This is a genomic window from Massilia rhizosphaerae (assembly GCF_016093545.1).
GTDB lineage: Bacteria > Pseudomonadota > Gammaproteobacteria > Burkholderiales > Burkholderiaceae_D > Telluria > Telluria rhizosphaerae.
On the sequence record NZ_JADKYX010000018.1, the window covers coordinates 129,668 to 150,837 of the forward strand.

Annotated in this window: 19 protein-coding genes; 7 read left to right on the forward strand and 12 right to left on the reverse strand. The window is 61.2% G+C overall.

Annotation, left to right across the window (positions count from 1 at the left end; genetic code table 11):
• Positions 1-80: 80 nt before the first annotated feature.
• From ISF28_RS22965 to ISF28_RS22990, 6 genes are all read right to left on the reverse strand, one after another.
• Entirely contained in the window at positions 81-1,496 is a 1,416-nt protein-coding gene (locus ISF28_RS22965) for an efflux transporter outer membrane subunit (RefSeq protein WP_229519303.1), read from the reverse strand.
• Between the two features lie 9 nt (positions 1,497-1,505).
• Positions 1,506-2,720: an efflux RND transporter periplasmic adaptor subunit gene (locus ISF28_RS22970; RefSeq protein WP_229519304.1), complete on the reverse strand. Its 1,215-nt coding sequence runs from the start codon at positions 2,718-2,720 to the stop codon at positions 1,506-1,508.
• Between the two features lie 219 nt (positions 2,721-2,939).
• The gene (gene fdxA / locus ISF28_RS22975) at positions 2,940-3,278 is read right to left on the reverse strand and encodes a ferredoxin FdxA (protein ID WP_198119500.1); all 339 of its coding nucleotides are present in this window, start codon (positions 3,276-3,278) and stop codon (positions 2,940-2,942) included.
• 27 nt (positions 3,279-3,305) lie between these two features.
• The gene (locus ISF28_RS22980; protein WP_198119501.1) at positions 3,306-3,851 is read right to left on the reverse strand and encodes a carboxymuconolactone decarboxylase family protein; all 546 of its coding nucleotides are present in this window, start codon (positions 3,849-3,851) and stop codon (positions 3,306-3,308) included.
• Positions 3,852-3,885: 34 nt separating this feature from the next.
• Positions 3,886-5,229, reverse strand: a complete 1,344-nt coding sequence (locus ISF28_RS22985) for an aspartate aminotransferase family protein (RefSeq protein ID WP_198119502.1) — start codon at positions 5,227-5,229, stop codon at positions 3,886-3,888.
• A gap of 1 nt (position 5,230) precedes the next feature.
• A complete protein-coding gene (locus ISF28_RS22990) occupies positions 5,231-6,643 on the reverse strand; it encodes a KamA family radical SAM protein (protein WP_229519305.1) in 1,413 nt (470 codons plus the stop codon).
• Between the two features lie 228 nt (positions 6,644-6,871).
• On the opposite strand from ISF28_RS22990, the gene ISF28_RS22995 reads away from it, so the two are divergent.
• Positions 6,872-7,759, forward strand: coding sequence for a LysR family transcriptional regulator (locus ISF28_RS22995; RefSeq protein ID WP_307727464.1), 888 nt, complete (start codon positions 6,872-6,874; stop codon positions 7,757-7,759).
• A 148-nt stretch (positions 7,760-7,907) separates the two neighbouring features.
• Here ISF28_RS22995 and ISF28_RS23000 read toward each other — a convergent pair whose 3' ends face one another.
• Genes ISF28_RS23000 through ISF28_RS23005 form a run of 3 tightly spaced genes read right to left on the reverse strand, consistent with a single transcriptional unit; the run spans position 7,908 to position 9,723 of the window.
• Positions 7,908-8,432, reverse strand: a complete 525-nt coding sequence (locus ISF28_RS23000) for a helix-turn-helix transcriptional regulator (protein WP_198119504.1) — start codon at positions 8,430-8,432, stop codon at positions 7,908-7,910.
• 4 nt (positions 8,433-8,436) lie between these two features.
• Entirely contained in the window at positions 8,437-8,712 is a 276-nt protein-coding gene (locus tag ISF28_RS30680) for a hypothetical protein (RefSeq protein ID WP_229519306.1), read from the reverse strand.
• A 60-nt stretch (positions 8,713-8,772) separates the two neighbouring features.
• The gene (locus ISF28_RS23005) at positions 8,773-9,723 is read right to left on the reverse strand and encodes a tyrosine-type recombinase/integrase (RefSeq protein ID WP_198119505.1); all 951 of its coding nucleotides are present in this window, start codon (positions 9,721-9,723) and stop codon (positions 8,773-8,775) included.
• Between the two features lie 824 nt (positions 9,724-10,547).
• On the opposite strand from ISF28_RS23005, the gene ISF28_RS23010 reads away from it, so the two are divergent.
• Genes ISF28_RS23010 through ISF28_RS23035 form a run of 6 tightly spaced genes read left to right on the forward strand, consistent with a single transcriptional unit; the run spans position 10,548 to position 17,274 of the window.
• Complete coding sequence (locus tag ISF28_RS23010) at positions 10,548-13,733, forward strand: type VI secretion system Vgr family protein (RefSeq protein ID WP_198119506.1); 3,186 nt, start codon at positions 10,548-10,550, stop codon at positions 13,731-13,733.
• Positions 13,734-13,761: 28 nt separating this feature from the next.
• The gene (locus ISF28_RS23015) at positions 13,762-14,310 is read left to right on the forward strand and encodes a hypothetical protein (RefSeq protein WP_198119507.1); all 549 of its coding nucleotides are present in this window, start codon (positions 13,762-13,764) and stop codon (positions 14,308-14,310) included.
• Positions 14,310-15,893, forward strand: a complete 1,584-nt coding sequence (locus tag ISF28_RS23020) for a LysM peptidoglycan-binding domain-containing protein (RefSeq protein WP_198119508.1) — start codon at positions 14,310-14,312, stop codon at positions 15,891-15,893. Before ISF28_RS23015 ends, ISF28_RS23020 begins: the two co-directional genes overlap by 1 nt.
• Position 15,894: 1 nt before the next feature.
• The gene (locus tag ISF28_RS23025; RefSeq protein ID WP_198119509.1) at positions 15,895-16,380 is read left to right on the forward strand and encodes a hypothetical protein; all 486 of its coding nucleotides are present in this window, start codon (positions 15,895-15,897) and stop codon (positions 16,378-16,380) included.
• A complete protein-coding gene (locus tag ISF28_RS23030) occupies positions 16,377-16,637 on the forward strand; it encodes a PAAR domain-containing protein (protein ID WP_198119510.1) in 261 nt (86 codons plus the stop codon). Before ISF28_RS23025 ends, ISF28_RS23030 begins: the two co-directional genes overlap by 4 nt.
• 4 nt (positions 16,638-16,641) lie before the next feature.
• Complete coding sequence (locus tag ISF28_RS23035; protein WP_198119511.1) at positions 16,642-17,274, forward strand: hypothetical protein; 633 nt, start codon at positions 16,642-16,644, stop codon at positions 17,272-17,274.
• An 878-nt stretch (positions 17,275-18,152) separates the two neighbouring features.
• On the opposite strand, the gene ISF28_RS23040 is transcribed toward ISF28_RS23035, so the two are convergent.
• From ISF28_RS23040 to ISF28_RS23050, 3 genes are read right to left on the reverse strand one after another with little or no spacing between them, the layout of a single operon-like run.
• Complete coding sequence (locus tag ISF28_RS23040; RefSeq protein WP_198119512.1) at positions 18,153-18,986, reverse strand: carbohydrate ABC transporter permease; 834 nt, start codon at positions 18,984-18,986, stop codon at positions 18,153-18,155.
• A complete protein-coding gene (locus ISF28_RS23045; protein ID WP_198119513.1) occupies positions 18,983-19,861 on the reverse strand; it encodes a carbohydrate ABC transporter permease in 879 nt (292 codons plus the stop codon). Before ISF28_RS23045 ends, ISF28_RS23040 begins: the two co-directional genes overlap by 4 nt.
• Positions 19,858-21,150, reverse strand: coding sequence for a sugar ABC transporter substrate-binding protein (locus ISF28_RS23050; protein ID WP_198119514.1), 1,293 nt, complete (start codon positions 21,148-21,150; stop codon positions 19,858-19,860). The genes ISF28_RS23045 and ISF28_RS23050 overlap by 4 nt, the downstream gene beginning before the upstream one ends.
• Between the last annotated feature and the right edge of the window lie 20 nt (positions 21,151-21,170).

Consider the following 21,170-nt stretch of genomic DNA (forward strand, 5'->3'; position numbering starts at 1 on the left):
CCAGTGACTCAGGAGCGTGATCGCCGAGCTGGCGATCGACCGGGACGTCAGTCCTGGCCAGGCGCCCCTGCCACCACTGATCAAGTTTTTGCGGCAGGCGGATTGCCCGGGCGTTGATCGTCCTTCCAACCACCGCCGAGTGCCTTGTACAAAGACACCGTCGCCTGCAGGCGCTTCAGTTTCAATGTCCCCATATCGTTCTGCACGTCCGATAACGCGCGCTGCGTATCGAGAACCGTCATCAAATCCTCGGCGCCCGACTTGTATCGGATTTCCGCCAGGTCGTACGCCTGGCGCGCCTGCTCCAGTTCGGCTGTCTTCAAGCGCCGCTGCTCATCCAGGCTGCGGATCTGGCCCAGCGCCGTATCCACTTCCGACAGGGCGGCGATCACGGTCGCGCGATACACCTGGACCAGTTCCTGTTTTCGGGCGATGGCGAGGTCGCGTTCCCGCTTCAGCCGGCCGCCATCGAAAATCGGCGCCATCAGCGAGGCACTGACATTGGCGAGCAGATTCGGTGCATTGAGCAGCGACAGCAAGGCGCTGCTTTGCGCGCCCATCGCCCCGGTGAGGTTAATGCTGGGGAACAGGTTCGCCCGGGCGACGGCGACGTTGGCATCGGCGGCAGCCAGGTTGGCCTCGGCGCGGCGGACGTCGGGCCGGCGCGACAGGAGCTCGGACGGCAAGCCCGGGGACACCTCGGGCAAGGTAATCGTGTCCAGTCCGTACCGGCCGACGGAGAATGTCTGCGGCGTTTTACCGAGCAGGATTGCCAGCGCCGACTGCGCTTCGCGCTCCTGCTGCATCAAGTCCGGTATTTCCGATTTTTGCTGCGCCACGGCGGACCGCTGGCGCGCGAGATCGAGCGTCGAGGCGGCACCCGCGCTTTGTTGTACCTCGACCAGCTTCAGGACATGTTCGGCGTTCGCAACGTGCTCGCGCGCGACGGCAAGCCGGTCATGCAGCGACAACACCTGCAGATAGGTCGAAACGATGCCGCTGGTGACCGTCAATGCCACGGTTTGACGGTCGAAACGATTCGCCTCGAGCGACGCTTCCGCGGATGCCACGCTCGCCTTGTTCTTGCCCCAGAAATCGACTTCGTAGGACACCTGCAACGAACCGCCGGCGGAGGTGCTCGCGCTGCCGCTTCCGATCGGCACGGCGCGGCTGGCGTCGCCGTAAAAATTTACGGTCGGCAGCAAAGACACGCCGGCAATGCGCGCCTCGGCCTCGGCCTGCTTCACGCGTGCCAATGCGCCCGCGAGTTCCAGATTGCTGGACTGGCCTTCATCGACAAGATGCGTCAGTTCGGGACTACCGAACCGCCGCCACCAATTCTTGTCCGGCCACTCCTGATGGTTCGGCGTTCCGCCGATGGTCCAACCGGCAGGCAAGTCGACCTTGGGCGGCGGCTCGGCGATTGGTGCATGGCTGGCACATCCCGTCAGCACGGAGCAAGCCAAAAATATCGGCGTCAAGGCGCGGTGTGTCATCGGCATGCCTCAGGAGCCCGATGCCATGGGGGACTTCGTGCCGGCATCCGGTGCAGCCGGCGCCGGAAGCACATTCGGCACGGGGCCGACCAGCACCTTGTCGCCTGCGGCCAAGCCGGACAGGATCTGCACCTGCTGCAAATTGCGCAATCCGACCTTCACCTTGCGGGCGCCGACGTGTTGGCCGGCGTCGAGCACATTGACGTTGTACTGGCCGTCCTCGTCCTGCGCACCGAGGCCGTTCGCCGGCAGCAGCAATGTATCGCGCGCCTGCGCGACGACGAACTGCACCTGCGCACTCATGCCGCTCATCAGTTCGTGATCCGGATTCTTGACCTCGAACAGGACAGTATAAAAGGCCTGCTTGCCCTGCTCGCCCGTGCCGTCGGCCGGGATGGGAATGACTTGGCGCAGCTTTCCCGACCAGTGTTTTCCTGGATAGCCAGGGGTCGTGAAACTCGCTGCCATGCCGGGCCGCAAGCGCGTCACATCGTTTTCCGCAACGCGCGCGGCCACCGTCATTTCCGACAGGTCGGCAATCCGGAGCAGCGGCGCGGCAGGTTGCGCGGCAGCGAGCATTTGTCCCGTGCGAGCCGCCATCGACACCACGGTGCCGGAAATCGGCGACCTCACCAGCGTTTTCTGACGCGCTTCCTCATCGAGTTTCAAGGTTGCTTCGAGTTCGTGGATCTGCGCCGTGATCGCATCGACGCGCGCGGTTGCCGATGACGCGTTCATCCGCGCCGATTCGAAGGCCTCCTCGCGGGTCGCGTTTTGCGCTTTCAACTGGGTCTGGCGCTTGAACTGAAGCTGGGCGAATTCCAGTTGCGCGCGCTGGTCGGCCAGATCCGCCTGCAGTCGGGCCATCTGGGCACGATTGCTTTCGACTTTGGCGGGTTGTTGGATCGGCGTGATTTCGAGCAGGGCCTGGTCGGCCTGGACCGTGTCACCGATGGCGACCGACACCTCTTTCACCTGTCCGCCAATCTGGGCGTACGCGTCGGCCCATTTGTGGAGTTGAAGCTTGCCGGCCGCGTCGACCGTTTGCCGGATGTCGCCGCGGCGCGCAGTGACGGTGTCGAGCTTGACGGGCGCGGCTGAGGCCGCGGGCGGTGACGGTTTGCTTGCTTGCGCCAACACGGGACTGGCTCCGAGCACAGCAGCCAGGGAAAGCAGAGCCGCTGCCACGTCGCGGGAAGACACGCGCTGGGCGCGGCTGGCCAAGGTCGATGTTCTGTCTTGTTGATCAGCAGGCATGGGACCACATCAGAAAAATTCCGAGTATACACACATTCCGGGAGCCGGCTGACGGCCTTGCAAAACTTGGATGGAATAGTTGCCTGCGTTAACCCGTAAAAAAGCCCGCCAGGATGAGGCGGGCTCTTAAGTGCATCGCCCCTGAGCGCGCGCGTCACCGTCACGGCAAGCACGCCGCCCCGGAAACTAGGCCGAAGCCGGCACCGGATCGAGCAGTTGGCGCCGATCCGACCGACCGTGCCAGTATTCGGCATCCGGCATGGCCGGCTTCTTGTGCAGGATGACGGGCCAGAGAGTCGCGTAATGGGCGTTGAGGGCGACGAACTCCTTCTGTTCCAGCGGCACGTTCGCTTCGAAAAAAATCGCGTCGACCGGACAGGCGCTCACGCACATCTCGCAGTCGATACATTTTTCGGGATGAATGACGAGGAAGTTCGCGCCTTCGTGGAAGGCTTCCGCGGGGCAGACTTCGACGCAATCGGCGTGCTTACAATTGATGCAGCTTTCGGTGACCACGTACGTCATTGCTTTGCCTCTTCAAGGTAAGGATGATCAGGACGCCACGGCTTCAGGCTCGATATGCAGCGCAAGCAGGAAGCGCGACACCATGTTGTAGGTGGCGATCACGCCGACAAGTTCGACCACGTGCTGGTGGTTGCCCAGCGCGGCGACCGCCGCCGCGAACGTGGCGTCCGCGGTGCGCACGTCGCGCGTCATCTCGAACGTCAGCCGGACGACGGCTCGTTCGCTCGCATCGAACAGGGCCGGGTCCAGGGCACCGAATTCGAGCCGCCGCAACGCGGCCAGTTGCTGGGCGGTGCCGCCGGCCTTCATGAACTCGGGGGCGTGGTGGTGGAACTCGTAGTCGGCGCCGTTCAGCACCGCCACCAGGCAGATGGCCAGTTCGCGCAGCCGGGGCGACAAATCGAGGGAGGTCCTGACCTCGCCCAGGAAGGCGTTCCAGCCTCTGGCGAAAGCCGGGCTTTGCAGCAGCATGCGGTCGAGGTTCAGCAGACGGCCGCCGCGGCGGACGAGGATGGCGTCGACGAGATCCTGTGGCGCCTCCGGGCCGGGCGCGGTATAGGGAATACGGGACATGGTTTCGTTCCTTTGCATTAACGTGACGTCGTGGTCAACGATCGCCCGCGCGCCGCCCGGCGATGGCCGCGTCGATCGACTCTCCCAACCGCAGGACGATGGCGTCGATGGCGGCGGCGTCGCAGATGAACGGGGGCGCCAGGAGTACGTGGTCCCCGGCCCGGCCGTCGATCGTTCCGCCCATCGGATACACCATCAGGCCGCGCTCCATGGCCGCCGACTTGATGTCCGCGTGGAGGCGCCGTCCCGGATCGAAAGGCAGCTTCGAGGCGCGATCCGCCACCAGTTCGACACCCCAGAACAGGCCTCGACCGCGGATATCTCCGACATGCGGATGATCGCCGAGACGCGCGCGCAAGGCCTGCTCCAGCTGCGTCCCGCGAGCCTGCACATTGTCGAGCAGGCGCTCCTCCCGGACCGTGCGCTGCACGGCCAGCGCGGCGGCGCAGGCCAGCGGATGGCCGACATACGTGTGACCGTGCTGGAACATCCCGGAACCCTCGGCGAACGCGTCGTAGACATGCTTGGCCACGAACGTCGCGCCGATCGGCGCATACCCCCCGCCCAGGCCCTTCGCCACCGTCATCAGGTCGGGCGCCACGCCGTCCTGCGCGCAGGCATGCAGTGTGCCGGTGCGTCCCATTCCGCACATGACTTCGTCGAGGATCAGCAAGATGCCGTGCTCCGTGCAGATGTCGCGGACCCGCGCCAGGTAGCCGGGCGCCGGCGGGACAGCGCCGAGGGTGGCGCCAACGACGGGTTCGGCCACGAATGCGATGACGTTGTCGGCGCCCAGTTCGCGGATCTTCGCCTCCAGTTCGGCGGCGGCGCGCAGGCCATATGCCTCGGCGGTCTCGTGAGCGTCGCGGTAGCGGTATTCGTAGCAAGGATCGATGTAGTGATTGTCGACGAGGATGGGCGCGAACTGGGCGCGCCTCCAGGCGTTGCCCCCGACTCCGAGCGCCCCGAGCGTATTGCCGTGGTAGCTCTGGCGCCGCGAGATGAAGTAGCGGCGCCGGTGCTCGCCGCGCTCCACGAAGTACTGCCGCGCCATCTTCAGCGCCGCCTCGACGGCCTCGGACCCGCCCGACACCAGGTACACATGCGACATCCCGGACGGCGCCTGGGCCAGCAATTCCTCGCCCAGCGCCTCGGCGACGTCCGTCGTGAAGAAACTCGTATGCGCGTAGGCCAGTTGGTCGAGCTGCGCGTGCATCGCGGCCAGCACCGCCGGATGCTGGTGGCCGAGGCAGGACACGGCCGCCCCGCCGCTGGCGTCGATGTAGCGTTTGCCCGCCGCGTCGATCAGATGGATGCCCTCGCCGCCGACGGCGCGCGGATACGTGTGATGAATTTGCCGATGCAGTAAGCGCGTCATGTCAGGTTCCCGTGCTCATGGTTTCCACATACCCTGCGCCATCGACGGAGCTGGCGGCGTGGGCATGCGCCCGCGGCGCGGCGATCGGGATCACGCGCTGCGGCTGGTCTTCCTCGGCCTGGAAGAAGAACCGCTCCTCGCCGAAGGCCGGCACCAGGTCGTCCAGCCAGGTGGCTTCGGGATCGAACTTCGCGTAGAACGGCCGCCGCGCCCAGTCCGGATTGCGCGCCTGCAGGAATTGCAGGGCGAAGACTTTTTCGCCACCGATGGTGACGATGCCGTCGATCGCCACCTTGCCCGGGAAGGCACTCATCGAGGGCCCGCGCACCGTGCGCGCCAGTCCCGACACGCGCTGGTAGGCCGCCTGGAAGGTCTCGTACGCCTTGGCCAGCGGCAGTCGGAAGTAGTGGCTCGGTCCCGTATCGCGCTCCACGAACATGTAGTACGGGATGGCGCCCAGCCGCACGCCGGTGGTCCACAATTCCGCCCATCCGGCCGGGTCCTCGTTGATGTGGCGGATCAGCGGCGCCTGCATGCGCAGGGTGGCGCCCGATCCGACGATCCGCTTGACGGCGCGTTGCGCGATCGCCGGACGCAGTTCGGCCGGGTGGTTGTAATGCCCCATGACGGAAAGGTTCTTGCCGGCGTCGACCACTTTGCGGAACAGCTGGAGCAGTTCATCGGCATCCTTGTCCGTGACGAAGCGATGCGGCCAGTACGAGACCGACTTGGTCCCGATACGGATGTTCTGGATGTGCGCCAGCTCGGGCGCCAGCAGCGGTTCGATGTAGCCGGCGAGCGCGCGGCTACTCATGATCAACGGGTCGCCGCCGGTGATGAGGACGTCCGTCACTTCGGGGTGCAGCTTCAGGTAGCTGACCAGTTCGTTCGATTCCTTGGCATCGAACTTGAGGTCGTCCATGCCGACGAACTGCGGCCAGCGGAAGCAGAACGTGCAATACGCGTGGCAGGTCTGGCCGGCGCTGGGGAAGAACAGCACCGTTTCCCTGTACTTGTGCTGGAGGCCGCGCAGCGGCATGCCGTCGATGGACGGCACGTTGTGCGTCATCTGGCCCGCCGGGTGCGGATTCATGCCGAGCCGCAGGCGCCGCACCTCGCGTTCGATGGCGACTTCGTCCTGCTTGACCAGCACCAGATCGCGCAGCAGCGCATAGTCCTCGGGCGCCAGCATGTCTTCGTGCGGGAACGTCAGGCGATAGATCGGATCGTCTGGAACATTGTCCCAATCGATCAGTTCATCCATCACATACTGGTTCGTGCGGAACGGCATGACCCGCGACACCACCAGCACGGCTTCCTGCAAATGCCTGGGCATCGCCGCCCATTGCGGCGCCTGTTGGATGGTGAGTCGGGTGTAGGGCTTGAATCGGGGTGCGGCAGCTTCAACTAGCATGTCTTCCTCCATGTCCCATTGATAAATTTTGATGGCGCTGCGTGCTGGCAGCGCGACGCTTTGATTCAACGCAAACATCAAAGCAGGTTCGTGATGCAAGAATGCGAAATACGTAAGATTGTCTAGCAGCAGTACTCAGTATTCATCCAAAGACCCTGTGGTACAAACGATAAAAATGCGCGACATTGTGCGTTTGAGGAAACAACGTTGAGAAGAAAACTCCCGAGCATGGAAGCCCTGATCGCGTTCGAGTCCGCGGCGCGGCACCAGAGCTTCACTCGCAGTGCGGACGAACTGGCGCTGACGCCCAGCGCGATCGGGCGGCAGATCGCAGCACTGGAAGACTACGTCGGACTGCCCCTGTTCAACCGAGTCAGGCGGCGTGTCAGCCTGACCGAGGTCGGCGAGACATATGCGAAACAGGTGCGCGAGAACCTGGACAGGATCGAACGCGACACCCTCGCGGTCGCGACCCGGCGTGGCGCCGAGGGCATCCTCGAGCTCGCGGTGATTCCGACGTTCGCGACACGCTGGCTGATCCCGCGCTTGCCGCAGTTTTACGCGCAGCACGGGCAAATCACGCTCAACCTCACGACCCGCTCCGAACCGTTCCTCTTCACGGATACGCCGTTCAGCGCGGCCATCCACTTCGGCAATCCCGTATGGCCAGGCGCCGTCACCCAGCATTTGTTTGGCGAAGAAATGGTGCCGGTTTGTAGTCCGCAACTGCTGAGCGGGACGGCGCCCCTGGCGCCGTCTGCGCTGGCACGGCTGCCGCTGCTTCATCAATCGGCCCGCCCCGATGCGTGGCGCCAGTGGCTGGCCCAGGCGCGGGTGCATGATGTCGACTGCATGAGCGGCCAACGCTACGAACTGTTTTCCATGCTGGTGGAAGCCGCGCGTGCCGGACTCGGGGTGGCGCTGGTGCCCCGCTTCTTCGTCCTGGCCGAGCTGGCAAGCAAAGAATTGATCGTCCCCAACGAGATGTCACTGCTCAACGACAAGGGCTACTACCTGGTCTATCCCGAATCGAAGCAGAACGCGCCTTCGCTACAGCCGTTCAAGCAATGGCTGCTCAGCATAGCGCGCGCGTACCGCGAGTCGACGCAGGGTTAACTGCGCCGACACCGCGCCGTGCATAACAGATATACAGCTTCTGGTTAACTGTCCAGACTCGTGGGATCATGTACCCATCCGTAGCTGGCGCAGCAGCTCGGCCAGGCGATCGGCCAGCGGATGCCAGGATTGAGGGCAGCGACCCACGTCATCCAACCAAGGGTTGCAACTCCTTGGACGCCGAGCGTGACAGGCGCTGGCCTTCCTTGACCACGTTGACCTGCATAGCCACCTGCGCCACATCCAGAACGTTCCTGGCCAGCGAATAGCTGCCCTTGGCCTGCAGCCAGGTCAGCACATCCGCCAAGTGCCAGATCGACGCGCTCCCCTCATGCACTGGAGCAGGAAAGCTGCTCGGATGGGCCAGCATCAGTTTGCGCATGTTCTGTCGTGACACGCCAACCATCTCCGCCACGTCGGTCAGGCCGACGAGATCCGGCGCAACCTCGATCAGTCTGGCCGACGGTACGGCGCTCCGCACATCAGCCAGCGCGCTGCGCACGGCCGCATCAGCACTATCCGCCTCACGGGTGAATTCCAACGCGAGCCGCCCCGGCTGCCCGATGCCGACCAGGGCATCATCGCAGCCAGCCTCGCCCAAGCGCTCGACCAGCCCATTCGGGTCACGGTCATCGTCGGCGAGCTGGTATTTCAGTGTGAAGGTGTATTCCATCGTGCTACTCCTCGGCATCGGTGTCAGCCTCATGCCGCTTACGGTGCGTTGTGCAGTTATCCACGACGCGTCGCAAGGCGCGCGCGTGGTTGCCAGGGTTCTTCGGCGTGCTCCACACGCTGGTGATGCAAAACTCGCCGCAGCGACACTCCGCGTCGTTGTACGGACAATAAATCCGCCCCCAGACATGGCTGCCGCCAACTTCCACGCGCCAGCCCTGCCTCTCGGCGTGCCTGATTGCTTCCTCAACCTCTTTCTTTGGATGTGAGGGACGGGCCATCAATAGTCTCCAGTATGGTGATGATTGACCGGGTTGTCAAGTGACAACCTGACCGCAATTTCAGGCTATCGCGCTCAACATCGGCACGACCACATTCTCTGGCATCAACTTTGGGACGTGGGTCTGTCCGTCGATCCAGGCATCGACCATGTTGGCCCATTCCTGCAGCATGTGGCGCCGTTGCTCGGCGTACTCGGCTTTGTTGTAGATCGAACGTGAGGAACGGCCGTCCTCGTGAGCCAGGCATTTGTTCTCAAAATCGACCTCATCCCACGTGGATTGGATCAACTCGCTCTTGCGCACCAGCGTCAGCAGGATCATGCGCAGCGCCAGCCTGATGGTTGGATAGGTGGCCACCGATTCCATCTGCCGTGCCATCAGCCGGATCTCCAGCGGCGACAAGGCGCGATCCTTGGGAACAAAGGTGGCCATCGAGCCTGCGCCCACGCTTTCGGCTGGGTTGTCCACTTTCTCCCCATGCAGGACGGCGAAAGCATAGACCTGCTTCACGATGTCGCGGATATGTACGGCAGTAGCGGGCACTCCACGCGCCTTCACCTTGTTGCAAAGGGCGCGTAGGTCGTCAGCGGTGATTTCGTTGAGCTGCCGATTCTGGAAGGCCGGAACGATGTCCCGGTCTACGATGCTCTTGCGCATCGCCTTGGTACTGTCGGCCATCCGGGCGTCCGCCAGCCACTTGTCGGCTACCTCGCCAAAGGTCTTGGCGGCGGTCAGGCGGCGCTTTTCGCGCTGCTTCTCGTGCGCTGGAGACTTGCCCTGGGCGACGGCCTTCTTAGCGTCGATCAACTTTTCACGGGCCATCGCCGCCGAAATGCCGGACGGCCCATACCGTCCAATGGTCTGCGTCTCGCGCCGGCCATTGAGACGGTAATCGTAGCGGAAGGTAACGGTACCGGTGGTCGATACCGTTACGTACATGCCGTCGCGGTCAAAAGCCTTGTAGGGCTTGGATTTCGGCTTGAGATTGCGTAGTGCAGTATCGGTAAACATCGAGGTTTTTCCTCCTGTTCGTGACGACTTTTACCGTCAGGGGTCAGGAGACCTGCTGATGCCCGGAAAGCCGCATGAAACAAGCTTTCCTTATGAGTGTTTTACCGTCAAAGACCGTTTGGTCCGAATAGTTAAGTTAACGGCAGGGTCTTAATCCGGCCCTAGGGATCTACCGTCACCTTTACCGCCAACTTGTTCCGCTTGCCGGCGATAGCCACCGATAGATGTCGTGACGTGTTTACTTATAAATCAACACGTTACAATTGTTTTTTCGATAGCTGGCGATAGACCCCGAAGGACCTGATTTCACTCCCACTCGATGATGAATAGCTGAGCCAAGTCTATGAATTGCTTAATATTTTAATGACACTCCTGGCGCAGTACCATTCACGACACCATGCCAAGGTCACCGATCCATGACTCGGCAACAATGGCCATCATCTCGATTTCACCCCTTCCTTGGCCGCTATCCCTGCCGCGAGCCCTATATTCATGGTATCGCGAACGAAACAACCGCACTGAACTCCGCTTGCCTGCGCCCGTCCCACACCATCACTTCCATTCTGCAAGAAATAGAACGCGGCCGGGCACGCCGATCGCATTTGGACGGTCCGCGACGCGCTGAGTCCACTTCCTTGCTGACGAGCTCGCCGCGCAACAATGCGTGAATTTTGTGACACATCTCATCTGATATCGTCGCTGTCCAGCGCGAGATGTAACCGCACACGGTCGCCATACCTCGCGCACTCCACAGTGTGCGTTTTACAAATATTGTAAAATATAGCAATATTTAACTATGGCAATATTTAAAGATTGGAAATCCGATGGGATTGCGCTTCCCTGACTTAGCAAATCTCTTGCACAACCCGCAGCATAATCGCATCCTGCGGCTGTCTTTTCCCCACGAAGACGGTCCAGCAGCCTCTCTACTTGCGAACCGACTGCACGCCGTCGAAAGCCTGTCACGCGATTTTGCTTACACCATCGAAGCATTGTCCGACGACGCTGGCATCGCCCTAAAGGATGTGCTTGGCCGCATGGTCACCATCGAGCTTGTGCGGGGTGACGGCAGCGTGCGCCATTTCAACGGGTACGTGTTCGATTTCAAGTTTGTCAGGACCGACGGCGGGTATGCGTTCTACAGTATGGTCCTCAGGCCATGGCTGGCCTACCTCAAGCTGCGCAAGAATGCTTACCTGTACCACGGCAAGACACTGCGCGAGCAGACGCAAATCGTACTCGCCGAGTATGGCGCCCACGCCGACTGGGATATCCGTCTCGTTGGCGACGACACACCGGTGACGATGGCGTGCCAATTCGGCGAGACCGACCATAACTATCTGCATCGGCGCTGGGAAGCCGCGGGCTGGTATTACTGGTATGAGCACACGGCCACAGGCCATAAACTGATCCTCGCCGACGACTCGACGCGGGCGCAGCCCATCGACAGTCCCGTCGCCGAGATCCGGTTCCAGAAGCACGGCGGTTCAATCGAAGAAGAAGGCATCGGCGTGTGGAGTCCCACGCGCCGGATCGTGGCGGGCCGGACAGTGCTGAGCAGTTTCGATTTCAAACACCCGCTGCCGACCGTCGTAGAAGTGCCAACGATCGCCGACCAGGGCGATGTACTGCACATCGAAACCTTTGAATATGCTGGCGCCTATGGTTTCCGGCACTGGGCCGACGGCAATGCCAAAGGCCAGTTGCGAATGGAGGAACTCGAATCCCACTGCAAACTCCAGGAAGCCGAAGGTAACAACCGCTTTACTCTGCCTGGGCGCGCGTTCACGCTGGTTGATCACTTCCAGTATGATCCATTCGCGCCCGGCCATGACCCGCGCAAGGCCGAGTTCTTGATCCTTAGTGTCGAGCACAGTGCCGCGAACAATTGTCTGCAGGGGACGGACTCCGCCCCCGATTATCGCAACACAATGATATGCACGCGCAAGAGTGTGCCGTGGCGACCCGGTCGCGGGTTCAACAGCGTCGACACGAAGATGCCCGGGCCACAGACGGCCATCGTCGTCGGTCCGCCGGGAAAAGAGATCCATACGGACGAGCACGGCAGAGTCCGTGTCCAGTTCCACTGGGACCGCGAAGGCAGCCACGATGAGCGCAGCTCGGCTTTCGCGCGCGTTGCATCAAGCTGGGCCGGCGGCAACTACGGCGCGATCGCGCTCCCCCGCATCGGCGACGAAGTCATTGTGCAATGGCTCGACGGCAATCCGGACCTGCCCATCATTACAGGCCGCGTCTATAACGGTACGAACATGGCGCCATGGCAACTGCCATCACAAAGCGCCCTGGCCGGCATCCGCAGCAGTGAGCTTAAAGGCGGGCTCGGCGCTGGCAACCGCAACAATCATCTGCTGTTGGACGACACGAACGGCCAAATCCAGGCTGTGCTGTCGTCGGATCACCAGCACAGCCAACTGAGCCTGGGCTATATGACCCGCGTGACGGGTACGGAGGGCCGACGAGATTTCCGGGGCGAAGGCTATGAACTGCGTACAGACGGCTGGGGTGCGCTGCGCGCGGCCAGGGGGCTGCTCGTAACCGCATGGCCACAGGCCGCCTATGACGAGGGGGCAACCCAGCAGGACAATACCGAAGGCGCCGACACATTGCGCGCCGTGCTGGACAGCGCCGCGAGCCGCAGCAAGGCGGCCGAGATGGCAAGCGACGCGCGCGGCGAAAACAAGCATGGCCATCGAGGACTCGACTCCCACGCATCGCTGAACGAGCACAGCTGGTCCATGGCAAGGCCCGTCGTATTCATTACCGGCCCAGAAGGCGTCGCGACCAGCACGCCACGCAGCATCGTCCACGCGGCCGGCGAAGACCTCGGTAACTACGCTGTCGGCCACCTCGACCTCACGGCAGGCAAGATCCTGTCGCTCAGCGCGGCGCAAGGCATGCGCCAGCACGTCGAACGGGGCGGCCATTCGACTGTCGTGAGCCATGGCGATTACCACGTACACGTCCAGGACGGCAGGACGGAAGTGGTCTCGCAAAAAGGCATCACAATTGAGGCCAAGACGGGTGATATCACGCTGAAGACGAAAGGAGGCAGCATCGTCCTGACGGAAGGCGGCGACATCCTGATCAAGGGTGCGAAGGAAACCCACGAAATCAAAGGCAATATCGAGCTGGGTGCAGCGAAAGTCATCAACAGCGGCAGTGTGCCGGCACCGGACAGCACGCCGTTCTGGGGCCAGATGAACATCGGTAAATTCAGCCAGCAACTGGTGCTCGCCGAGAGTCTGCACAAACTGGGTGGCAAGGCAGCCCACTACGCATACAGGATTGTCGGCAAGGATGGTGCCGTCCTCAAGACCGGCAAGCTCGACGCCGAAGGCAAGTCTGAGCGTGTGTTCACCGAAGACATGGAAGAACTCCATGCCGAGATTGACATGCACGGCGGCAAGTGGCAGGTGGCGCAGGACGATCATCACGCCGTCGACAGCCCGGCGATGGCCTCTGCCGACGGTGCGGACGTGCCGGTGGGTGTCGGCCTGCTGGCCAATCGCTTGCCGATGCCGATCGACATGGCTCACAGCCTGTTCCGTCCGGACGGACGCATCGACGCGGAATCGACTGCAATGTCGGTGCTCGAAACGCGCCTGAAACTGCCGGCCGCCGCTGTCCTCGAGCTCGTGAGTGATCGCGGTGCCCTGAACCAGCAAGTTATCGCGAAGGCGGGCGCGGTCGACACCTTGCATGGCGCAGTGAACGACGCCTGCGCCAGGCTCCTCGCCGCGCTCGGCGGCCGCTGGACGCCAGGTACCACGCTCCCGCACGACATTCATGGGCTGTTCGAGCGCGCCAAGGCGCAGCGCGCAAGCGCAGGAGTCGTCACGGCGCCTAACGTGGAAACATCCGAAGCCGCCGAGGTCGTAGTCACCGATACCGACACGTGGACGGCGCTGTCGCAGTCCGAGCCGTTCGCGGTCGAGCTGGATGAATTGCCGTCGGAGATGCGTGGCGAAGCCCGTAGCGACGGCGCGTAATCGCTCAACAATACAAGGACATAAAAGCATGTTCCAGATACTGAACAATAAACACCTGCTGATGGCCGCGCTCGCTGCCGCTCTATCACTTCCGGCCCTGGCCGCCGCACCGCTGCAGTCGAAACACGCGGCGCTGCAATGTGCAGACCGTCGCGTCGAATTGCAGGCTGACTGTTTTGTCTATGCCGGCCGCACACTTGCCTGCACCCGGCAGTCGTTGCGTTTTTCCGGAGAAGGCGGCAAGACGCTGGGCACGCGGGTATTCACGCCCATGCCAATAGAAGAGGGCGACGACTACCCAGCGATCGAAGAAAAGGTCGGCGCCCTCAGCTGCATCGAAACCAAGGACAAGCAACAATTCATCGTCGCGTCGATGTTTAACGGCGGCAATTGTCCACAATGCGAATGGACCGACGTGTATTCGATGGACGGCGCCCTGCTGGGAAGTACGCGCGACCGCAGCCGCAAGAGCCCCGCACTCACCGCGGCCTTGGAAGCGCTTCGGGACAAACAGATCAGGCGGGTGCTCAAACAGGAGCCCCTGACGGGTTTCTACCAAGAGCGAACCGATAGATAATGGCGATCGACTACAACGTCTTTTACTCCAAAAAGGGCAAGGGCTACCGCAAGGAACAGATCGTCGACTGGTCCGCCTATGAGGTGCCTATCGACACTCGGCCAGGCCGTCTGGCAGGCAATTCGCGCATCTGGGGCGATGCCTCGCATGAGGTCCAGCGCAAGGTCATCGACGCCATCATCGTCGCCGCCAAAGCCGACGGCTTCACAGTGCGACGCATGGCGATGCTGCTCGCCATGGCGAAGATTGAATCGGGCTTCAACCCGGACGCGGCAGCCGGCACGACATCCGCCGCAGGCTTGGGTCAGTTCGTCAAGAATACGGGAGAAGCTTTCGGCCTGAATTCACAGAACCGCTTCGAAATCGACTCCAGCATCAAGGCATTGATCGGGTATTTCAAGGAGAACGAAGCGATCGCGCTCAAGAAGAAGAAACCGGACTACTTCGTCTACAAGTACCACCACGACGGTCCCTTTGGTGAATATGGCGGCACGCAATTGGCCACCGACAAATTCGCGCCGCTGGCCGCGATCTACGAGAAGGCACTGATCGCCGGCCATGTGCTCACGATCCTGGACCCGAACGGACAGGCCATCGCCGGCGCCGAAATCAAGCTTGCGCAGAACAACCAATCGGCCGTCCTCAAAACCAATGAGCACGGCATGCTGCCGACGTTCATGGCCAACCCGGATTTCGGTCCGATCGCCGTCTACATCAAGAAGGTCGACGGCACGTTCAAGTACCTGGCGGACCTGGCGATCGACAAACTTGAATCCGCCTGGACGCTCGTCGCCCCGAAGGATCGGGTGCCGTTGAAGACGCATCTGCACGAACCCAAGGCAGCCGTGGCGGCACACGCTCCCGACACGCACAAGGTGGGATCGGGCGAAACGGTGTCGCGCATAGCGCGCGACCATGGGACGACCTACCAGGAACTCTGCAAACTGAACGGAATCGAAAAACCTTACGTCATCTTTCCCGGCCAGATCCTGAAGCTGCCGCCAAAGAATGCGGGCGTGTCCCGCGCGTCGGCGCCGACGCACAAACCGGCAACCCCTCCGGTCGCACCGCCCGGAAGAGCTGTCGTAAAGGAGCGGCGCGATCCGGACAGCCAGCACCCTGTGGCAAACGTCATGGCGCCGCCCTCGGGGGGCGTGGCGGCGGCCATCGCCTACGCGATGAAGCATGCGCACCCAAAGTCGCAACATTTATGCCTGAAGTACGTCAAGCGCGCGTTGTTGGCGACCAAGATGATCCACACGTATCCGGGCGTCATTGCGGCCAAAGATTTCGGCCCTTCTCTTGCCGCGGAAGGGTTCCGGAATCTGCTGGAGACGACACCGGGCACCAACCTCAACACAGCGCCCGTCGGATCCATCATCATCTATCACCCGGTGGAAAAGCAGGAGCACAACGGCAAGACAATCTACGGACACATCGAAATCAAGACCGAGACGGGCTACGTCAGCGATCACTTTACCGAGCATCCCACCTACCGCACCGACGAGGTGACAATGGTGTCCCCTGTCGGTAGATCCATTCCGGTCAGCTACAAAGTCTCCGGCATCTGGTTCAAGGAATAACATGAAATTATCATCAGTACTCCCCGCGCTCGGCCTCGCTGTTTGCACCGCCGCGTGCTCCCAGGAGTTCCCCCACGCGACCTCGGCCTTTGTCTGCCCGGTAAAGAGCGTGGCCGGACCCAAGGTCGGGCACCAGGCGGTGGTCGACATACTTGGTGCACTCAACAAAGCTTTCGACGCGGCCCTCGGACCGGACGGCAAGCACGTCGACGATCCCAAAGTCGTCAATAAATTGGCCGCGACACGCCTGGACGATACAAAGATGGCGGCACTTGCCGATGTATCGGGTTGCGCAGCGCTGATCGACATACGCTCATCGTGCTCGTTGTACTACGACCCTGAACTGGGCGACCCGCTGTCAGTCTTTATGGGCATGAAGAAATCCGCTCCCCTGCGCAAGCAGTTCGAGGCGGCCATCGCACGATTGCCTGACGGAGAACCAAAGCACGCGGCCCAGAGTTGCATCAAACTGGTCGGACGTCCATGAGCCGTCCGCTGATACGGGTCGACGATACGACCTCACACGGCGGCAAGGTGCTCGAGGGCTGCGAGAATATGATCGTCGACGGCAAGCCCGTCGCACGCGTGGGCGACAAGGTCAGTTGCCCGATCCACGGCGACACGACGATCGACAGCGGCAGCCCCACATATATCGTCGACGGCAAGCCGACCGCGCGCGATGGCGACAAAACCACGTGCGGCGCCACGCTGAAGGCGACGCAAGACCATTACCTCATCCAATAACGCCATGAATCACACAATCTCCTGCCGCCTCGCGGCGATCCTGTGCGCTTGCATGCTGGCAGCTTGTTCCGATAAGCATGCCGAGCAGAGCGCAGCTGCATCCGCATCATTGGCCGCATCCGCTCCGACGAAACCTGCCGCAGTGGCACCGGCACCGGCACCGGCGCCGACTACCACCGAATATGTCAAACATGCGGAACTCGACTGTGACAACCGGAAGATCGTGCTGGACGCGACGTGCAGTAATCTTTACAGCCCTGAATTGATGGTGTGCTCCCGTCAGTCGCTGACCGTCCTGGACAACGCGAATGGCGAGGAAATCGGCAAACGAGAGTTTCGCCCATCGAAGCACGACGGCGACACGCGGGCAGTGGTCGAAGAAAAAATCGGCGCACTTTCGTGCACGCGGTCGACGTCCGGCGAGCGCTATATCGTCGCTGAGATGTTCAATGGCGGCAATTGCGAGCAATGCGAGTGGAACGAGGTGTATGACTGGCAAGGCAAACTGGTCGGATCGAGCCGGGATCGCAGCAAGCGGAGCAAACTGGTAGCGGATTTGGTGTCTACGTCTCGGAACGCGGAGCATGTAATCGGGCGCAGCGAACTCGAGCACTTCTATTCCGTAGGCAAACAATAGCGGCGGCCCGAAAAGCTTGTGAGTGCCGGAAATCGTGAGCTCCTGCGGTAGCGGACCTGTCAGAAATTCTGTGTGCGGGGCCAGAATTCGTAGTTAGGTAATTGCGTTTGCGAAGCGTTCGCCGAACATGATTGCGAATTGGTTGGCAGCCTGCTTCCAAGTACGTTGCGGCATCTTCGAGTCTTTCTCGATATTGCGCAAGGATGGTGCCCCAGAGCGTGGTGTGTGAAGAGTTCGCCGGAACCGGCGTGTGAGAAGGTAGCTTGAAGGGGCCGCCATTGTGATTCTTGAGGTAAATTCGGGTTTGCGAAGACTCAACTCAACCAAAGGAAAGCACAATGACCAACCCCACTATTGCATTATCCGAGATCGCCGACATGTGATCGAACAGTTCGCATGCGTACGGGGACTTGTTTGCCCCCTCTTCCGATGGTTGTCTTCCCGGCGCCGTTAGCGCCAAAGATGAATTCCTATTGCAAAACGAAAACAAAAAACCGTTGATTATTCGAATCGAACAATCAACAGCCGATAAATATTCATATAAAAATCAACTACTTACACCATTTCCGTCACTCCCACTCGATGATCAATGGCTGAGCTAAGCCTGTGAATTGATTAGTATTTTTACGGCACTTTCGGCTCAGTACCATCCGGAATACCACACAAAATTCATTGATCCGCGACTGGCAATAACAAGCACTACGCGATCGGTAACCCCGATAGTGCTCGCCGTCCCGCTCTGGGCCATTAGCCACATGGTACCGTGAGTGGGATCTGCTGACGGCCCGCGAGCCTGCACTTCTCCATCACTGGCGCTACCAAGCGGTAGGCACAGCGGTCGTCGTCCTTGTCGAACCGATACCAATCGCCCCCACCGATTATCCCTTCACGCTTCCGACCAACATCCCTTGGATGTAATAACGTTGAAGTCCGATAAACAGGAGCAGCACCGGAACGACGGTCAGGACCGAGCCGGCCATCATCATTTCGTTATCATGGCCATGCTCGCGCGCGAGGGATGCCAATGCCACCGGAAGCGTGTAATGTTCGTTCCCGGCCAATACGATCAATGGCCACATGAAGTCGTTCCAGCTGGCGAGAAAGCTGAAGATCGCGAGCGTGACGAGAATCGGCGCCAGCAAGGGAAGGACGATCGAGCGAAAAATGCGGAATTCGCTGGCACCATCGATGCGCGCCGCGTCCAGCAGGACGTTGGGAATTCCAAGCGCGTACTGGCGCACGAGAAAAATGCCGAAGATGCTGACCATCGAAGGAACCAACACGCCGACATACGTGTTGACCAGGCCGACGCTCTTCAACATGAGAAAAAGCGGCAACATGGTGACCTGCCCCGGAATCACGAGTATTCCGAGCATCAGCTTGAAGATGCGATTGCGCCCGGAGAATCGCAATTTGGCGAATGCATATCCCGCAGCGACGTTGAAAGTGAGCGAAATCAGCGTCGCCGCAGTCGCCAGCAGCATGCTATTGAGCAGGTAAAGTCCGATGTCGTGGTGATCGAACAGCTCGCGATAATTCGCCAATGTCGGATGTGCGGGCAAGAGCGGCGGCGGGAAGGTGCTGGCCTCGCCGGGCGCCATGAAGGATACCGACAGCATCCAGGCCAGCGGAAAGAGGGTCAATGCCGCGGCACAGAGCAGTAGCGCGTTTACCAGCCCGCCTTTGACACCCCTGGCGAAGGCTGGTTTCATTGTTCGTCTCCAAACCGCGTGAATTTGAGCTGCAGCAGCGTGATCGAAAACATCAGCAGGAACAGCATGAACGCGATCGCCGACGCGGATCCGATGTTCCACCACTTGAAGCCCTGCTCGTACATGAAATACAGCACGCTCACCGTGCTTTGCATGGGGCCGCCTCCCGTCATGACGTAAGGCTCGGCAAACACTTGAAAGTAGCCGACCATGGTCAGAATACTCACCATCACAATGGTCGGGCCGAGCATCGGCAGCGTGATGTAGCGGAACCGCGCCCAATTGCCGGCGCCGTCGAGTTTCGCGGCGGCGTACAGATCCTCGGAAATGCTTTGCAGGCCGGCGATGAAAATGATCATGTTGTAGCCGAAATTCTTCCAGACACTGAAGACGATAATGGCGAACATTGCCCAATGCGGATCGCCGAGCCAGTCGAACCTTGGCACACCGAGTCCGCCGAGAACATAATTGATATACCCGTAGCGCGCATGGAATAAGTAACGCCAAATCACCACGACCGCAACGAGCGATGTGACGACAGGCGCGAACAACGCCGTGCGAAAGAACGATGTGAAGCGCGCGGCCTTCGAATGCAGCAGCACGGCTGCGGCAAGCGATGTCGCGATCGACAAAGGCACGCCGACGACCACGAAATACAACGTGTTGCCGAGTGCTTTCCAGAACAGCGGCGTCTGCAGCAGGTCGATGTAGTTGCGCAGTCCGATAAAGCGCAGGTTCTTGAGGCTGGAGAGCGCATAGAGATCGAAATCCGTCAAACTGATGGCGAACGCCGTCAGTGCCGGCAGCAAGAAGAACACCGCGATGGCGATCAAGGCCGGCGCAACGAAGCACCATGCCGCACGTTCCATTCTCATGGCACACGTCCGTGATCGAGCATCCAGCGCCGCTTTTCCAGGATCCGGTCGACACGCGCGTCGAGTTCCCGTGCCGCTTCATCCACGGTCAGGCCTCCATGCACCATGACCTCGGCCACGAGGCGCATTTCGATGGCGATACGCGCCCATTCCGCCACCTTTGGCGGCGACTTCACACGCTCCAACTGGTCGCGGAACGCCCGCGCGTAGATGTCGTCAGCGAGCGCCGGATCATCCCAGGCACTGCGGCGCGGCGGCAGGTCGCCGATGGCATGGAACAGGCGCCGCTGTATATCGACGCGAGAGAGGAATTCGACGAGTTGCCAAGCAATATCCTTGTGCCTCGAACTGCGGAAGATCGCCAAACTGGCGCCGCCGGCGATAGACGCCCCGGGGCCGTTCGGTCCGGGCAAGGCGGCCGTCATCCAGCGGTCTTGCAGACCGGGGGGCAGGCGGCGCTTGAATTCGCCGATGTTCCATGGACCGGAAATATAAAAGGAATAATAGCCGCGGCCGAACTCATTCCACACATTGGAAACCTGGCCAGTGGCCAGTCGTGGCGCCCAATTGTGCTGGAAGGCCTCGTTGTAGAACTGCAGTGCGCGCCGAAAACTGGCGCTACGGAAGTTACCCCAACGTCCATTGGCACGCAACAGCGGTTCATCCTGTTGAAGCGCGAGTGCAAGCAATGGCTCGAATTCGTCCGTAGGCAACAGCACGGCAAATTTATCCTGGCCGACCTTGGTCTTGATGGCGGCCATGGCTCGCTTCCACTCGTTCCAGTCCCTTGGCGGCGCGGCATACCCCGCCGAAGCCAGGATGTCCTTGCGGTAGAAGATCAGCCGCGTATCGACATACCACGGGATACCGTACAAACGCTCGTCTACGCGATTCGATTCCCATATGCCGGGGAAATAATCTCCCTTTGAAATGGCGCTCGATGCGGCGACCCGACCGTCGAGCGATTCCAATGCGCCGAGGGCGACGAATTCCGGTATCCAGGTATTGCCCAGCTGACAAATATCGGGGCTGGAATCGCCGGCGAAGGCAGTCAGCAGCTTTTCGTGTGCCGAGGCCCACGGCAGTTGCTGGATGTCGATCCGTATGCCCTTATGAGTACGCTCGAATTCGTCGACGAAGTCCTGTATGACCTCGCCCTCGCGGCCCATGGTCCAGAACCGAATCACCGTCACATCGGATACGGGGCGCCCCCGGCACGCCATCAGGCAGGCCGCAAGCACAAGCGACAACACGAGCAGGCGCTTCGGCAAGGCGATGGCAAACCTCATTTCACTGGATTGGGCCAACC